Origin of the sequence: Kibdelosporangium philippinense (assembly GCF_021390435.2) — a bacterium.
GTDB lineage: Bacteria > Actinomycetota > Actinomycetes > Mycobacteriales > Pseudonocardiaceae > Kibdelosporangium > Kibdelosporangium philippinense.
This window is the reverse complement of record NZ_JAJVCN010000005.1, coordinates 315,122-328,291: the sequence shown is the minus strand read 5'-3', so window position 1 is coordinate 328,291 and position 13,170 is coordinate 315,122. Positions and strand designations below refer to the sequence as shown.

Here is a 13,170-nt window from a genome sequence, read left to right as displayed (position 1 = left end):
GCCACGAGGCGCTGTTGTTTACGGATGGAGGTGGAAGACCGTCCATCGCTCCGTCGTCGTAGCGGCGGGGTGAAGCTGGAGGCAGCCGGTCCCAGGGGTCGCTGGGTTGGGTGGGAGCAGCCTCGACAAAGTCGCGTCGGCTTGGCACTACCGGACGGGCCGGGCGCGGTGAGCGAGACGGGAAGGTGTACGCGAGGAACCGGTTTCGTTACGCCTCTTCACGAATAGCCAGCTCTAACCCGGTGGATTCGGGCTGGTGGGCGGTGCGCACCCACCCTGGAAACGGGGTGGGGAACTCCAGGTCGGGCCTCCGAAGTCTGGGCCTGGAGGCCACGGTGAAGGTCTACGGCGTAGCCGTGGCGATGCCGCAGGGGTATAGCCGGACGCCTCACCCGTCAACCGGACAACAGTGAACGTGGGAACCACCCCGGTCGCGATCCCCGACGCGCCGCGCAGCCAGCGAAGTGGGCGGGGATAGACGCGACGCCTGTCGAAGGGCCGGGGTTGGGGCGGAGTCGCCGTAGTACTCCGAGCCGGGGAAAGCCCGTGCACATGGGGAAGGGCGACAGTGCGTCAGATAGAGAGGGAAAGCAATGTCCGAAGACGCGCCGGTGAATACCGGCGCCGTGGTCTGGCCGGATGTCGAGTCCGCGGCGATCACGGTACGGAGGATGCAGACCAAACTACATCGCTGGGCGACCGAGCAATCGGGTCGCCGGTTTGGTGATCTGTTCAACCTCGTTGCTGATCCTGCGTTCCTGGTGTGCGCGTGGGAACGCGTCACGACCAACAGGGGCGCGCGGACCCCGGGCATCGACAAGGTCAGCGTTGGCTTGGTCGAGACCTGGGTAGGGGCCGAGGCTTTCCTAGCCCAGATCCGGGACGCGCTCAAGTCGAGAATGTTCCGTCCGGTCGCGGTGCGGCGGGTGATGATCCCCAAGGGGAGCACGGGGAAGTTCCGGAAGCTCGGGATTCCCACCATCACTGACCGGGTGGTCCAGGCGAGCCTGAAGTTGGTGCTCGAACCCATCTTCGAAGCAGACTTCAAACCCTGCTCGTATGGGTTCCGTCCGAACCGGCGCGCGCAGGACGCGGTGGCCGAGATTCACTACTACGCCTCGAAGCCTCGGAACTATCACTGGGTGCTGGAGGCGGACATCGAAGCCTGTTTCGATGAGATATCGCATCGGGCGTTGATGGACCGTCTGCGGGCGAGAATCACGGATAAGCGGATCTGCGCGCTGGTGAAGGCGTTCCTGAAAGCCGGGGTTCTAACCGAACTCGGGAACCGGGAAGAGACCCTGACCGGAACACCGCAAGGCGGGTTATGTTCAGCTGAACATAAGGAGCCTTATGAACAGCGCTGGGTTATGCGCAGTGTCGGTCGGTATGGCCTGATGACAGCGATTTCGGGGGTCGAGCACTGCGCATAACACGCGGATCCTCTGATCAGGAGGTCCGGCATGGTGCCGGGCCGGCACGATCGGAGGTCGGTTGTCATGGCGAGGTTGTCTGCGTTGGTGTCGGGCCTGGAAGCGGAGTTACAGCGTCTGGGCTACAAGGAATCGACGCTGGTCTGGTACCGGGGGTGCTGGCGGCGGATGCAAAAGTACTTCGCTGCAAGGGGTGTCGAGGAGTTTTCCTTGGATGCGGCGATGGCGTGGGTCGACGACGCGTGCGGGTTCTTCGGCAAGGAGCGCGCCGGAACCCTGAAGCAGACCGATGTGTATCTGTTCAGGGTCGCTGCGATGCTGGACGATTACGCGGTCCACGGGGCTGTGCTGCGCCGCTACAGCCGCTCGGTGAGCAAGCTGGACGAGGCTGGCGTCGAGACGGTGGCCCGGTTCCAGGAACAGCTGCGCTCGGCTGGGCGGTCGGTGTCGACGGTGCGGACCTATGGGACGCTGGCCGGGGAGTTCGTCGCGTTCACCGGCACCCGTGGAGGGTTGGGCTGCTGCGACGCCGCGATGATCGGGGCATTCGTTGCCACGCTGACCGGCTACCAGTTCAAGACCGTTGAGCAGAAACTCTGTGCGGTGCGGTCGTTCCTGCGGTTCGCCTCCGCCGCTGGCTTGGTCGACGAGGCGTGCCTGGAGGCGGTGCCAGCGGCACGCTCGTCCCGGCAAGCCAGGATTCCGTCGGTGTGGGGTCCAGGCGAGGTGGCCAGGATCGTGGAAGCGATCGACCGGGACAACCCTTGCGGGAAACGCGATTACGCGATCATCCTGCTGATCACCAGGCTCGGGCTGCGCGGCGTGGACATCAAACGGCTGGAGTTCGCCGACTTCGACTGGCCGGGCAACCGCCTATTCGTGACGCAGGCCAAGACCGGTAACCGAGTGCAGCTACCGCTGCTGAAAGATGTCGGCTGGGCAGTGATCGATTACATCCGCCACGGCCGGCCCGACTGCGAGCACCCGCAGGTGTTCGTGCGACATATGGCCCCGATCGGCCCGTTCTCCGATCAGGACCATCTGCATCAGATTCTGGTCAAACATGCTCGGGCAGCGCATGTTCCGGTGAGTGAGAAACGCCGACACGGCATGCACTCCTTGCGGCATTCGCTGGCAACCCGGCTGATGGAAAGCGGCACACCGGTCGAGCAGATCGCCGACATCCTCGGTCACCAGGACGTCCGGTCGACCGGTGTCTATCTGAAATCCTCCCTGGTCCTTTTGGCCAAGTGCGCGCTGGACCCGGACGCGCCCACGCAGGGGGTGCCGCGATGAACGTCAGCATCACGATGACCGAGGCGATTGGTGCCCTGGTCACCGAAAAACACGCCACCGGTTACAAATACGGCGCCGAGGAGCGGGTGCTGACCCGGTTCGCCGCGTTCACCGCCGCCCGGTTCCCCTGTCAGCAGGCACCCACCCAGGAGTCGGTCGAGGCATGGATCGCAGCCGCCCGTCGGCGCGAGGTCACCCCATCGACCCTGCACGGCTTGGCCGCGCCGGTGCGGGAGCTGGCCCGCTGGCTGGGCCGCCGGGGCGTGGTGGCCTATGTCCTGCCGGCCGGGGCACTGCCCCGCCCCGCCCGCTACGTCCCGCACATCTACACCGACCAAGAGCTGGCCGCGGTGTTCGCCCAGACCGACCGCTGCCACTACGACTCCCAGGTCCCGTTCCGGCACCTGGTCATGCCCGTGCTGTTCCGCACGATCTACGCCTGCGGCCTACGCGCTTCCGAAGCCCGACTGCTGGCCTTCGGCGACGTCGATCCCGAGGCCGGGGTCCTGACAATCCGCGACGGCAAGGGCGGCAAAGACCGGCAGGTCCCGGTCAGCGCACCGCTGCGCGAGCGACTGGCCGACTACTACGACCACGTCGCCGGGCGCACCGGCGCGGACTGGCTGTTCCCAGGCACCACCGGACGCCCGCTGACGATCGGCAACATCGACAAGAACTTCCGCCGGTTCCTCTGGCAGGCCCGCATCCCCCACGGCGGCCGGGGCCGTGGCCCGCGCGTCCACGATCTGCGGCACACCATGGCAGTCAACAATCTTCGGGCCTGGTTCGCCCACGGCGAGGACATCGCGGCGCTGCTACCGATCCTGCAGACCTACATGGGGCATTCGTCGGTTGCCGACACCGACTACTACCTGAGGCTGACCGCCGAGTCCTACCCGCACATCGCCGCCCACATCCAACACGCCTACGGCGACATCGTCCCGCCTATCACGGAAGGCCCTCGTGATGGCCACTGATTTCGCGGTGTTGCTGCACCGGTTCCTCACCTCACACCTGGCCGGGCTGCGCGGCTGCTCACCCAACACGATCGCCTCCTACCGTGACACCTTCAAACTTTTGATCGCCTGGTTCCGCGACCACAAATCCGTCCCGCCCGACAAACTCGCCCTCGACCGCATCGACTCCGACGCGATCACCGCATTCCTCGACTGGCTGGAAACACAACGGCACAACAGCATCTCGACCCGCAACCAGCGCCTGGCCGCGGTCAGCTCGTTCTTCCGATGGCTGCAATCCCACGACCCGGCCCGAATGGCCGCCTGCCAGGACATCCTCGCCATCCCCGCGAAACGCAAGACCCAACCGGGCGTCCATCACCTCACCGTCGCCCAGACCCGCCGCCTGCTCGCCGGCCCCGACCGGTCCACCCGGCCAGGCCGCCGCGACGCGACCCTGCTGGCCGCCCTCTACGACACCGCCGCCAGGGTTTCCGAATTCACCGACCTGACCGTGGGTGACATCCGCCTGCAACCCCCGGCCCTGGCGATGCTGACCGGCAAGGGTCGCAAAATCCGCCACGTCCCGCTCGGCGACAACACCGCGGCCCTGCTGAAGGCCTACCTGGCCGAACACGGCCTCGACACCCCCGGCCACGACGAGCACCCGCTGTTCACCAACCAGCATCACCGCAAGCTCAGCCGCGGCGGAATCGCTTGGATCATCAGCAAATACCGGGCTCGCGCCGACGACTCGGAACTGACCGGCGCACACCTCGGCCCGCATACCCTGCGCCACTCCAAGGCCATGCACCTCTACGAGGCCGGTGTCCCGCTGCCCTACATCCGCGACATCCTCGGACACATCGACCTGACCACCACCGAGATCTACGCCCGCGCCTCCACCGAGGCCAAACGCAAAGCCCTCGAAGCCGCCTACACCGAAATCGTCACCGACGAACTACCCGAATGGAACCACGACACCGGGCTGATCAGTTGGCTCGCCAGCTTGTGAGCCCAGCACGCCTCACGAAGGTTATGCGCAGTGCTCGACCCCGAAATCGCTGGCCCCCAAGCCTTGTCGCCCGCACTGCGCATAACCCAGCGCTGTTCATAAGGTGGGATCTTGTCTCCGTTGCTGGCCAACATCGCCTTGTCCGCTTTGGACGATCATTTCGATCGGCAGTGGCGGGCGATGGGCAGTAGATACCAGCGGGCCAAACGCAAGGCAGCTGGTCACGGCGTGTGCAGACTCATCCGCTATGCGGATGATTTCGTGCTGATGGTCTGGGGCGAGCGGCATCATGCCGAGGCGTTGCGGGAGGAGGTGTCGGCCGTGCTGGCCCCGTTGGGGTTACGGCTGTCGCCGGACAAGACACGGGTGGTCCACATCGACGAGGGCTTCGATTTTCTCGGGTTCACTCTTCGCCGCCAGTGGAACCGAGGAACCCGAAGGTATTGCGTCTACACCAGGCCGTCCAAGAAGGCGATTCAGTCGGTCAAGGACAAGGTGAAGGCGCGAACGTACAGATCGACCCGATACCAGGATCTGGATGTGGTGCTGAGAAGCGTCAACCGGGTCTTGGTGGGGTGGGCGAGCTATTTCCGTCACGCGGTGGCCAAGGTGGTGTTCAGCGCGATCGACAACCATGCGTGGGGTCGGTTGATGCGTTGGGTGCGTGCCAAGTACGGCGGCCAACGTCGGATGGGAATGGTCCAACTCCGACGTCGTTTCTGTGACAGGGGGTGGCGATTCGCCCACAACGGGGTCGTGTTCACCGGCGCATCCAGCGTCACGGTGACCCGCTACCGCTATCGCGGCAGCACCATCCCGACCCCGTGGACTGTCAGACCAGCAGCTGCTGTGAGTGGCTGACCAGCGGGTAAGACGCATGGAGCGCCCGGTGCGGTGAAAGCCGCACGCCGGGTGCGGGAGGGGGCTTGCGGGAAACGACCGGTGGCAACACCGACACCGCGCCCGCAGGCCTACCTCACCAACGTCCTCAACCTCGCTCTCCGCCTGGGTGTGCCCATCTGGGTCGCGCCACTGGTCGCGCCTGCAGTCGACCTCTCGATCCTCGGGCTGTTGCTCGGCACCCGGTACCTCGCACTGCGCGGTGCCACCCTCACCCAGCTTCGGCCAGCGCGCCGACTGCTGAACTTCGCTAGCCTCGCCACCCTGGCGCTCAACGTGGCCGACCCTATTGTCGCAGGTGAGTATGGCAAGGCGGCGTTCGACGCCGTAGGACCACTGCTGCTGATCGGCTGGGCCGAGGTGGGCCCCGGCTTTCTGCAGGCCATCAGCGCAACGAGTCCCCAGGCGCACGAGCCCGACACGGAGCGGGAGGTTCACGTGCGGCAGTCGATACCGGGGAGCGACGAGGGTAAGGTCAGCCTGGGCGAGACCGTGACCAGTACGCGAGCCGTGAAGCGGACCACGCGCACGTCGAGTGAGGCGCACTCGGCCGGTATCCCGAACGACCTGTTGGAGCGCGCGAGGCAGGAAGACGCGATCCACCGCGCCGTCCATCAGCGGCCGATCTCCGCCGACACGCTGCGCAGGCAGTTGGGGATTGGCGCCAAGCGGGCGCGGCGGCTTGTTGCTCTCGTGCGGTCCGAGGCCCAAGTGCAGGCCACGGTCGAGTTGGCCAAAGACGAAATTGGATCCGACGGCAACGGCTCCGGGGTCACGCTGGCGGCTTGATCGTTGCCGTTGGCGGGCGGTCAGCGTTGGTAGGGCACGAGCCGCGTCCACTCGCCGAGCCTCCAGGCGAACTCGTCGTCGTTCAGGTCGAGCTTGCCGAGGATCTCCGCTACACGGTCATGAGGAGCGTGGGTCGGAAGGCGGTGCACGGAGAAATGGAGCGGACGCGGGCGAACGTCCACACGCTACCCGACACGACTTTGATTTGGTGCTCTGTCCGCGTTCTGCGCTGCCGGACAGTGGACGGGCCGGGGCATAGTTCTCATTTCTGTGCATCCGGACTCCTGTACGGGCGCGGCGCCGGCAACGGTAGCCGGAGTGGATCCGTGGGGTCAGTCCCAACGAGCCGGTCAAGGACGACAGAGTGTTCCTGAAAAACCACGTATCCGTCGTGGTCTGTATGGGCATTTGTGTTGGGATCTATCGGCTGGGGGCGTGGGCCGCGAAGCCGTACGCGAGACGGCCCGTCAAGCACTGGGACGGTGGGCGGTTGGTTTGCCAGCGGCCCGGCTGCTTCGGCGGCTCGGGCTGTCTGCTCGTCCATGTGGACGATTTGGCCTCCATAACGACTTCTGACCGACTCGGCGATGGCGTGGCCTGACTCGTCGAGATCGCCGGCGTATCGGATAGGAATCCCGGCGTCGTTCGCGAGGGCGAGCACGACATGATCGACCGCGCTCAACGAGCCTGCGGTGCACACGATTGGTTCTGTCGTATGGCGGATGAGTGCCTCGTCGACCACCGACTGGTTCTCGACGACGAGCCACGGTTGGCCTGCCGCGAGGGTTGGTGGGCTACACGTCAGGTCGTACAAAGTGAGGTGGAGCGGCCGGCGATCCACTCGGGCGAGCCGCAGTGCGCGATCAACTGGTCCGTCGCCAACAGCATCGACGTTGAGCGTGAGCACCGTTTGAGACAGACGGTCCGCGAAGACGCCAACGCGTGCAAGCGTCGCCCGCGCGGCTGCGGGAGTGTCGGGCTGTGGGGCGTCAAGGAGCTCCACGGCGAGCAGGACCAACTTGGCGCCATGGCAGTCCTCGGTGAGGTCGAAGAAGTGCGGGTTCCCGGCGCACGCAAGTGCCAGCCGGGCGAGCGGGACGGGGCGGGCGAGGGGCAGCAGCGCACGTGCCCGTGCTAGCGCATTGATCAATGATCGGAGGTCGTCTGCCTTGTCGTCCTTGACGCCCGCGGCGCGGAGCCGGGCCAGAAGACGCGGTGCGTCGCTAAGGACGATCTCGGCGTGGTTCCACAAGTCGTTTCGTAGTCGGGCTGCTCGTAGCCGCTCACCTGCAAGATCGGGAAATGGCCCCGCCAGTTGCGGGACAACTGCAGGCAGGTCCTCGGCGACGAGACCAAGTGCTTCGAGCACGCGCGGGAGCGGGATGACAGTCTTGCCGTCGACGATGGCGAGTTGTCGTCGCCGTCGGGACGCGGGCTCGTTCTGCACCAGCCAACCTGTGATCAGTGCTCGTCCGGTGCGAGATAGTTCGGCTTTGACCACGCGAATGCTCGTGGGGTCGGCGCCGTTGGCCAGTCGAGATGCGACTGCTTCCCAGAGCGGCTTGACGTCGGGGTCCGTCGCGTCGGTGTCGATCACGAGTCAGCCTTTGGGTGGTCAGGCTGTGCGCTGTTTTGTGCAGTGTCAGACGGGTCGATGTCCGCCGATTGTGCGTGTGCAACAGCGATGCGGGCGGTTGTTGGTTGGCCCGTGCCATCCCAAATGCACGGGATGCTGAACCGCACGCCTTCCTGTTGCGCCATGATTTCGTGGATGGCGATTGATCCTGTCTCAGCGACAAGAAGCGGGCTGGTTGATGGGAGTGTGGCCAGTACGTCGAAGTCCCAGGTGCGGAGCAATGCGAGGACCATGCGGAGATTTGCTGTGTCAAATGCCGCATTCAACTCGTCGACGAAGATCATTCGCGGTCCGCTGTAGTCCTTGACTGAGTAGAATGCGCGAATGGCGGCGAGCATTGGAAGCATTGTTGCCAAGCGTTTCTCCCCGGCGGACAGCACGTCGAGTGGGTTCCGATGTGCTGCGACGGCGCGGAATACGGGCTCACTGTCCTCAGTATCGGCGAAATCAACGTGCGTTAGGTGGATTTCCCAGTCATACCAGTTCCTGTAGTCGAAGACTTGGTAAACGTGCTCCATCCAGCTTGATGCGTCGGATTCTGATCCAACGCTGCTGGGTTCAACGAATTGTCGCACGAAAAATTCGTACATGCGGTCAAAGGCGCCTGCTCGGTCTGGTTTCCGAATGAGCGAGATCGCCTCTTGGGCGATAGGATCCTTCTTACGTGGGCCCCAAGAGAGCCTTACTCCGACGCGAGCGACTCCGGTGCGAACCGATGCGAGAGTCGTGCGGATGTCCTCGACGATCTGTTCCGCGAGGTCGATGCGTATGCTGATGTGTTTCCGCAGTTCGGTGAAGACTGCGCCTTTGATCTCAGTGCGGACCTGCTCGTTGAAGTCGGATTCTAGAGTTCGGATGGACCTTTCGAGCTCCTTCAGTGCGACCCTGAGTGACTTGGTATTGGTTCCGGTCAGCGCAACGTCGGCCGAGGAGGTGCTCTGTTCCGTGATCGTAATCCGTTTCCAGCCACCCGGTATGTCTTCCAGCTGTAGATGTCGGCCGAGTCGGATGAGTTGGTCACGGACTCGTCGCACCCTGGGGTCGAGTTCGCGCAATGCTCGGTCCACGGCCTCGCGTCGAACATCGATGTCGCCTCGGTTCTTGGCGTCTCTGGTTCCGGCAAGGCGGTATGCGGTTTCGATCCCCTCGGGTACTGTTTCCGGCCGAGCTAGCTCGGCATCTTGCTCTAGTTCGATCACAAGTCCCTGGTCGAACAGAAGTTGCATGTCCGCCAGGGACGCCGTTGTCTGCTGATCGGCTTCCTGAAGAAGCTCTTCTGCGCGGGCGAGACCGGCTCGTGTTTGAACTGCGGCGAGCTCGGCAGATCGAGCTGATTGTTCCTCCCTCGTGATGCGCTCTCGAACTTGATCATGCTTGGTCCGCTGTTGTTCGAGCTCGTTGAGCAGCTCTTGATAGGGACGCTCATGCAGGCGAACCTCTACGTCGTATCGATGTTGCGCCTGCTGCGCTTTCGCCGTGGTTTGTTCGGCGCGTTCCTGTGCTTCGCGGTGGTGATCTTCCGCCCGCTCGGTCACGGCGCGTTGATGCTCCGCGAACTCGGTCAAAGTGTGAGTTCTCGTAACGGCGCCTGCCCAGCCACCGATATCGTCTCGCATCGTGGTAAGGCGACGACGGAGGCCGACGATCGCGTCTTGATCTGTGGGCAGCAGGCGTCCGCGAGCCCGTGCGACTTTGTTGAGGTGAGCGAAGGCTGAGCGTGCGGCGTGGTCGCATCGATCGAACTCGGCTCGGGCGTCTATTGCGAGTGCATGTGCGAGTTCGGCTTCGTGGCGGGCGGTGTGTGCTGACTGGCGGGCACGGAGTGCTTCGGTGACGTTCGGCAGCTGGTTGTACTCACGGTTCGCTTCGTCGGCGATTGTTCGCGCTGTCGCCAGCATGCGTCCGGCGTCCTGGCTGCGGCTGAGCAGCACGTTCGCGTGAGCGACTGCCTCGTTCCGTGCTGTGAGAGCGTCGACGGCGGTTTTGCCAGCGAACTCGGCGCGGCTCGCACGGTCGGCCAGTTGGGAACAGATGTGGACGGCGGCCTCGACTGCGGAGAGTGCAGGTTCGACATGGATCGATCGGCATGCGTCGCTCGCGGCGGACCAAGCCCGATCAGCGAGTACTGACGATCCGTCGGCGACCGCCCGCGCTGTCGACGCCGCCGTCTGCAGCCGATCTGCATCCGCCAGGATCGTCGCGGCCTGCTCCCGTCGACGCATGAACTCCGTAGCCGGCGGCAACCCGTTGGCTTCCTGCTGCGCTTGGGCAATCTTGTCCGACGCGTTTCGCACTTTGTCCACCGCCTGTGCATGAGCAGCGCTCAGCTCGGCGTGTCGCGCCTGCAGTTGGCTTAGCCGGCGTTGTCGGTTCCGCTCGCGTGCAGTCGCACCGATGTGCTGCGGCGCCCAGTCGGCCGGACTGACCGCGTGGACTACTCCGGAGCGGACTACGCCGCCGAGCTCGAACACCAGCGAGGCGCGGGCCTCGTCGTCGGCACCAGCTTCGACTACTTGGATCGAGGACAGGATCGCCCGGATGTAGTCGGCCGGGACGGCACAATCGCGTTCGGGGACCAAGAAGTCGGCCAGGGTGGTACCGGACAGCGGCTCACCGGCGCGTAGATGCACGTCCCCGTCGGTCAGATCTCCGTCGTCAGAGACCCACGCGTCCAGGATGCCGGCAGCAAGTAGAGCGCCTTCCAACTCTCCAGCCAGGTGAGCAGGGACATCGTCTGCGAAGTCGACCAAGGTCCACAGCGGTGCTCCGGTCCGATCGGCTCTCGTCGCGCGCCAGGACGGCGCGTCGGGGGTGGGCTCGGTTCGCGACGTCGCGGCGATCTCGTCCTCAAGTTCGGCCAACCGCACCCGGATGGCAGCGGCCTCTGCTTCCGCGGTCGTGTGTTCGGCCGTGAGCACGTTCGTCGTCTCCCGGTACGCCGTCTCCAGGCTCGATGTCAACGGAGCGGGATCAGCTGACGCAGGCTCGTCGCGGTTGGGCAACCGCAGCTGCGCGGAACCGATCAATGCGAGCCCATCGACCCACGCGTGAACGGCGTTGACCCAAGCGGTGGCTTCGGCGATGGCGCCTTGGGCGGCAGCTTCGGCTTGACGTCCAGCCAAGTGCGCGTCCTGCTCCGCGGCCTCGGCCGATGCCGCATCGCGGCGGGCACGTTCTTGTGCGTGGGTCCAGTCCGCCAGCAGCGTTGTGGCCTGCCGCAGTCGACCTTGTCGCTCAGTCACTTGCCGCCGCGCTTCTTCGGCTGCTGTTTCAAGCCGGTCGCGAAGCGTGTGGAGCAGTTGCGCACCACACTCGGGGATCTCGGTCAGTGCCGCAGTCAATTCCCTGACGGCAGTCAATTCCCTGACGGCTGGCGGTGCTTCTCCCAGCGACGCGCTCTCGTCGACGAGGCATGTGGCCTGCTCGGCGACGGTTGTCGTAGCGCGCGTGGCAGCCGCGATTGCTTGATCCGCGCTCTGGTGGGCTCGGTCGGCGGCCTCACGTGCGGCCTCGGCGCGCGACTCAGCTCCTGGTACATCGGCTGCGGCCAGAACCTGGGCGAGTGCTCGTTCTGCCCACCGCGGGATCGCGTCGAGGTCCAGTGGCTCGGTCTCGAACATCGCGTCGGGAGGTCTGGGCATCCTTGTCAACGAATCGGCAACCGCCACCAGCCGGTCCAGAACCTCGTTATCGGCCTGTTGAGATGCCTCCGCAGCTTGCTGTGCTGACGTTGCTTTGGTGTCAGCCGCTGCTTGAGCCGTCGCGTACCGCTGATCGGCCGCATCACGGGTATCGCATGCAGAGCGATGCTGCGTAATAGCGTCGAGAACCTCTTGGAGCGCTGAAAGCTGGTCGTCTATCCACGCGTAGAACGCCGCCTTCGCATGCTCGACCCGTTGGTCGAATCCCGCCGCAGGAAGGGTAGGGAAACTCGAAGAGAGTGAAGCTGATTCCTTTTCGAGGGTATCGAAATACGCGCTAGCGTAGAGATCACTAGAGTCTTGTGCCAGCTGGGAAAGTAGTGTTCGGAGAGCGGCGGAGGCGTTCGCGGCATCGGCGTCCCGCTCGCTGCTGTTGCTTCGCTGCTGGTCGAGCAGCGTTCCCGCCTTATCCGCTTCGTTCTGTGCGGTGTTCGCGATGCCGGCGAGTTCTGTCAAATGTTGACGGAGTTCATCCAGTCTTGCTCCGGCGTGTCCGCGTGCCTTGTTCTGGAGGACTTCGACCGTGGCTGCGATCTTGTTGAGTTCCTTGGTTAGCTCCTCAGCTTTGCGATTACTGTCGTCCTGCGTGCGTTCATGGGAGTCCAATGCCTTGGTGAGATTGTCCCGCTCCTTCGCGCGGAAAGCGTGGTCGCGGTTCGCTACAACAAGTGCGACAGACACGAGGGTGGCGACCGCGGTCGCATATCGACGGTAGCCGCTGGATATCTGCGCCAGACTGTCCCGTTCCTTCTTGGCGGTTTCCAGTCTGGTTCTCATCTGCTCGGCTTTGGCCAGAGCTTCTGCGAGACGCCTTACGCGATCCACATCAAGCGCGGGCAGTGCTGAAGTCAGGGTCGCTTTCATCTGCTCGGGGCTAATCCGATCGTTGACTTGCACGCTCCGAAGCGCGCGTAGCACGTTGGCGAGTGCATTCATTTGATCGGAGTCCAACGGATCGTACAGAGGCTTGCGGATGGCCTCTGCGAAATCGTCTTCGGCGAGGACGATAGTGAGGTGCCGGGACGCGACTCGATGCAGACGCTCATGCGAGGTGAAGAACTCACCGTCAATGGAAGCCAACTGTTGGGCCAGGTCGTCGATGTCTATGGGAGTCCGCTCCCGCTCGAAGACAAGGTCTTGGTCGACACGGCCTGGCGCAATGAACCAGCCACGTTCGAGGACGGTTCGGTCACCGCCACTGCTGCGCAGCCATAGCCCAACGGTGATCCAGCGTGTCACAGCCGAGTCGTCTTGTGTCGGGTGGTCGGTGCGGCCGAACTCCTGCCACCACAGTCCGACCTTGGGTTGACTGGTCTTCCAGCAGGTATGCCGCTGCGTAAGCGTGTCGCCGGACCGGCCCGAGACAGCCAGAGCTTTCTGCGAGACGGCACCATCCATGAAGGTCGGGAACAGGGTGGAGCCGGTCAACGATTTTCCAGAACCG

At 64.4% G+C, this 13,170-nt stretch carries 9 protein-coding genes; 6 read left to right on the top strand and 3 right to left on the bottom strand.

What is annotated here, in order from left to right; all coding sequences use genetic code 11:
• The first annotated feature begins 593 nt into the window (after window positions 1-593).
• The 6 genes from LWC34_RS54720 to LWC34_RS54695 all read left to right on the top strand — a co-directional run bounded on the left by LWC34_RS54720 (window position 594) and on the right by LWC34_RS54695 (window position 6,389).
• Window positions 594-1,433, top strand: coding sequence for a reverse transcriptase domain-containing protein (locus LWC34_RS54720; protein WP_233734578.1), 840 nt, complete (start codon window positions 594-596; stop codon window positions 1,431-1,433).
• A gap of 66 nt (window positions 1,434-1,499) precedes the next feature.
• Entirely contained in the window at window positions 1,500-2,729 is a 1,230-nt protein-coding gene (locus LWC34_RS54715; protein ID WP_233728709.1) for a site-specific integrase, read from the top strand.
• A complete protein-coding gene (locus tag LWC34_RS54710; protein ID WP_233734576.1) occupies window positions 2,726-3,706 on the top strand; it encodes a tyrosine-type recombinase/integrase in 981 nt (326 codons plus the stop codon). Before LWC34_RS54715 ends, LWC34_RS54710 begins: the two co-directional genes overlap by 4 nt.
• The gene (locus LWC34_RS54705) at window positions 3,696-4,700 is read left to right on the top strand and encodes a tyrosine-type recombinase/integrase (RefSeq protein ID WP_233728740.1); all 1,005 of its coding nucleotides are present in this window, start codon (window positions 3,696-3,698) and stop codon (window positions 4,698-4,700) included. The genes LWC34_RS54710 and LWC34_RS54705 overlap by 11 nt, the downstream gene beginning before the upstream one ends.
• A 111-nt stretch (window positions 4,701-4,811) precedes the next feature.
• Entirely contained in the window at window positions 4,812-5,561 is a 750-nt protein-coding gene (locus LWC34_RS54700; RefSeq protein WP_233734575.1) for a group II intron maturase-specific domain-containing protein, read from the top strand.
• Window positions 5,562-5,642: 81 nt separating this feature from the next.
• Window positions 5,643-6,389, top strand: coding sequence for a hypothetical protein (locus tag LWC34_RS54695; protein WP_233734574.1), 747 nt, complete (start codon window positions 5,643-5,645; stop codon window positions 6,387-6,389).
• 20 nt (window positions 6,390-6,409) lie between these two features.
• On the opposite strand, the gene LWC34_RS57820 is transcribed toward LWC34_RS54695, so the two are convergent.
• The 3 genes from LWC34_RS57820 to LWC34_RS54685 all read right to left on the bottom strand — a co-directional run bounded on the left by LWC34_RS57820 (window position 6,410) and on the right by LWC34_RS54685 (window position 12,806).
• Entirely contained in the window at window positions 6,410-6,538 is a 129-nt protein-coding gene (locus LWC34_RS57820; RefSeq protein WP_284051993.1) for a hypothetical protein, read from the bottom strand.
• A 113-nt stretch (window positions 6,539-6,651) separates the two neighbouring features.
• A complete protein-coding gene (locus LWC34_RS54690) occupies window positions 6,652-7,986 on the bottom strand; it encodes a DUF2399 domain-containing protein (RefSeq protein ID WP_233734573.1) in 1,335 nt (444 codons plus the stop codon).
• The gene (locus tag LWC34_RS54685; RefSeq protein ID WP_233734572.1) at window positions 7,983-12,806 is read right to left on the bottom strand and encodes an SbcC/MukB-like Walker B domain-containing protein; all 4,824 of its coding nucleotides are present in this window, start codon (window positions 12,804-12,806) and stop codon (window positions 7,983-7,985) included. The genes LWC34_RS54690 and LWC34_RS54685 overlap by 4 nt, the downstream gene beginning before the upstream one ends.
• Window positions 12,807-13,170: the final 364 nt, after the last annotated feature.

Excerpts from the sequence above, each read along its gene's own strand:
- LWC34_RS54720 (WP_233734578.1), top strand. The coding sequence starts at position 594 with ATGTCCGAAGACGCGCCGGTGAATACCGGCGCCGTGGTCTGGCCGGAT.
- LWC34_RS54715 (WP_233728709.1), top strand. The coding sequence starts at position 1,500 with ATGGCGAGGTTGTCTGCGTTGGTGTCGGGCCTGGAAGCGGAGTTACAG.
- LWC34_RS54710 (WP_233734576.1), top strand. The coding sequence starts at position 2,726 with ATGAACGTCAGCATCACGATGACCGAGGCGATTGGTGCCCTGGTCACC.
- LWC34_RS54705 (WP_233728740.1), top strand. The coding sequence starts at position 3,696 with ATGGCCACTGATTTCGCGGTGTTGCTGCACCGGTTCCTCACCTCACAC.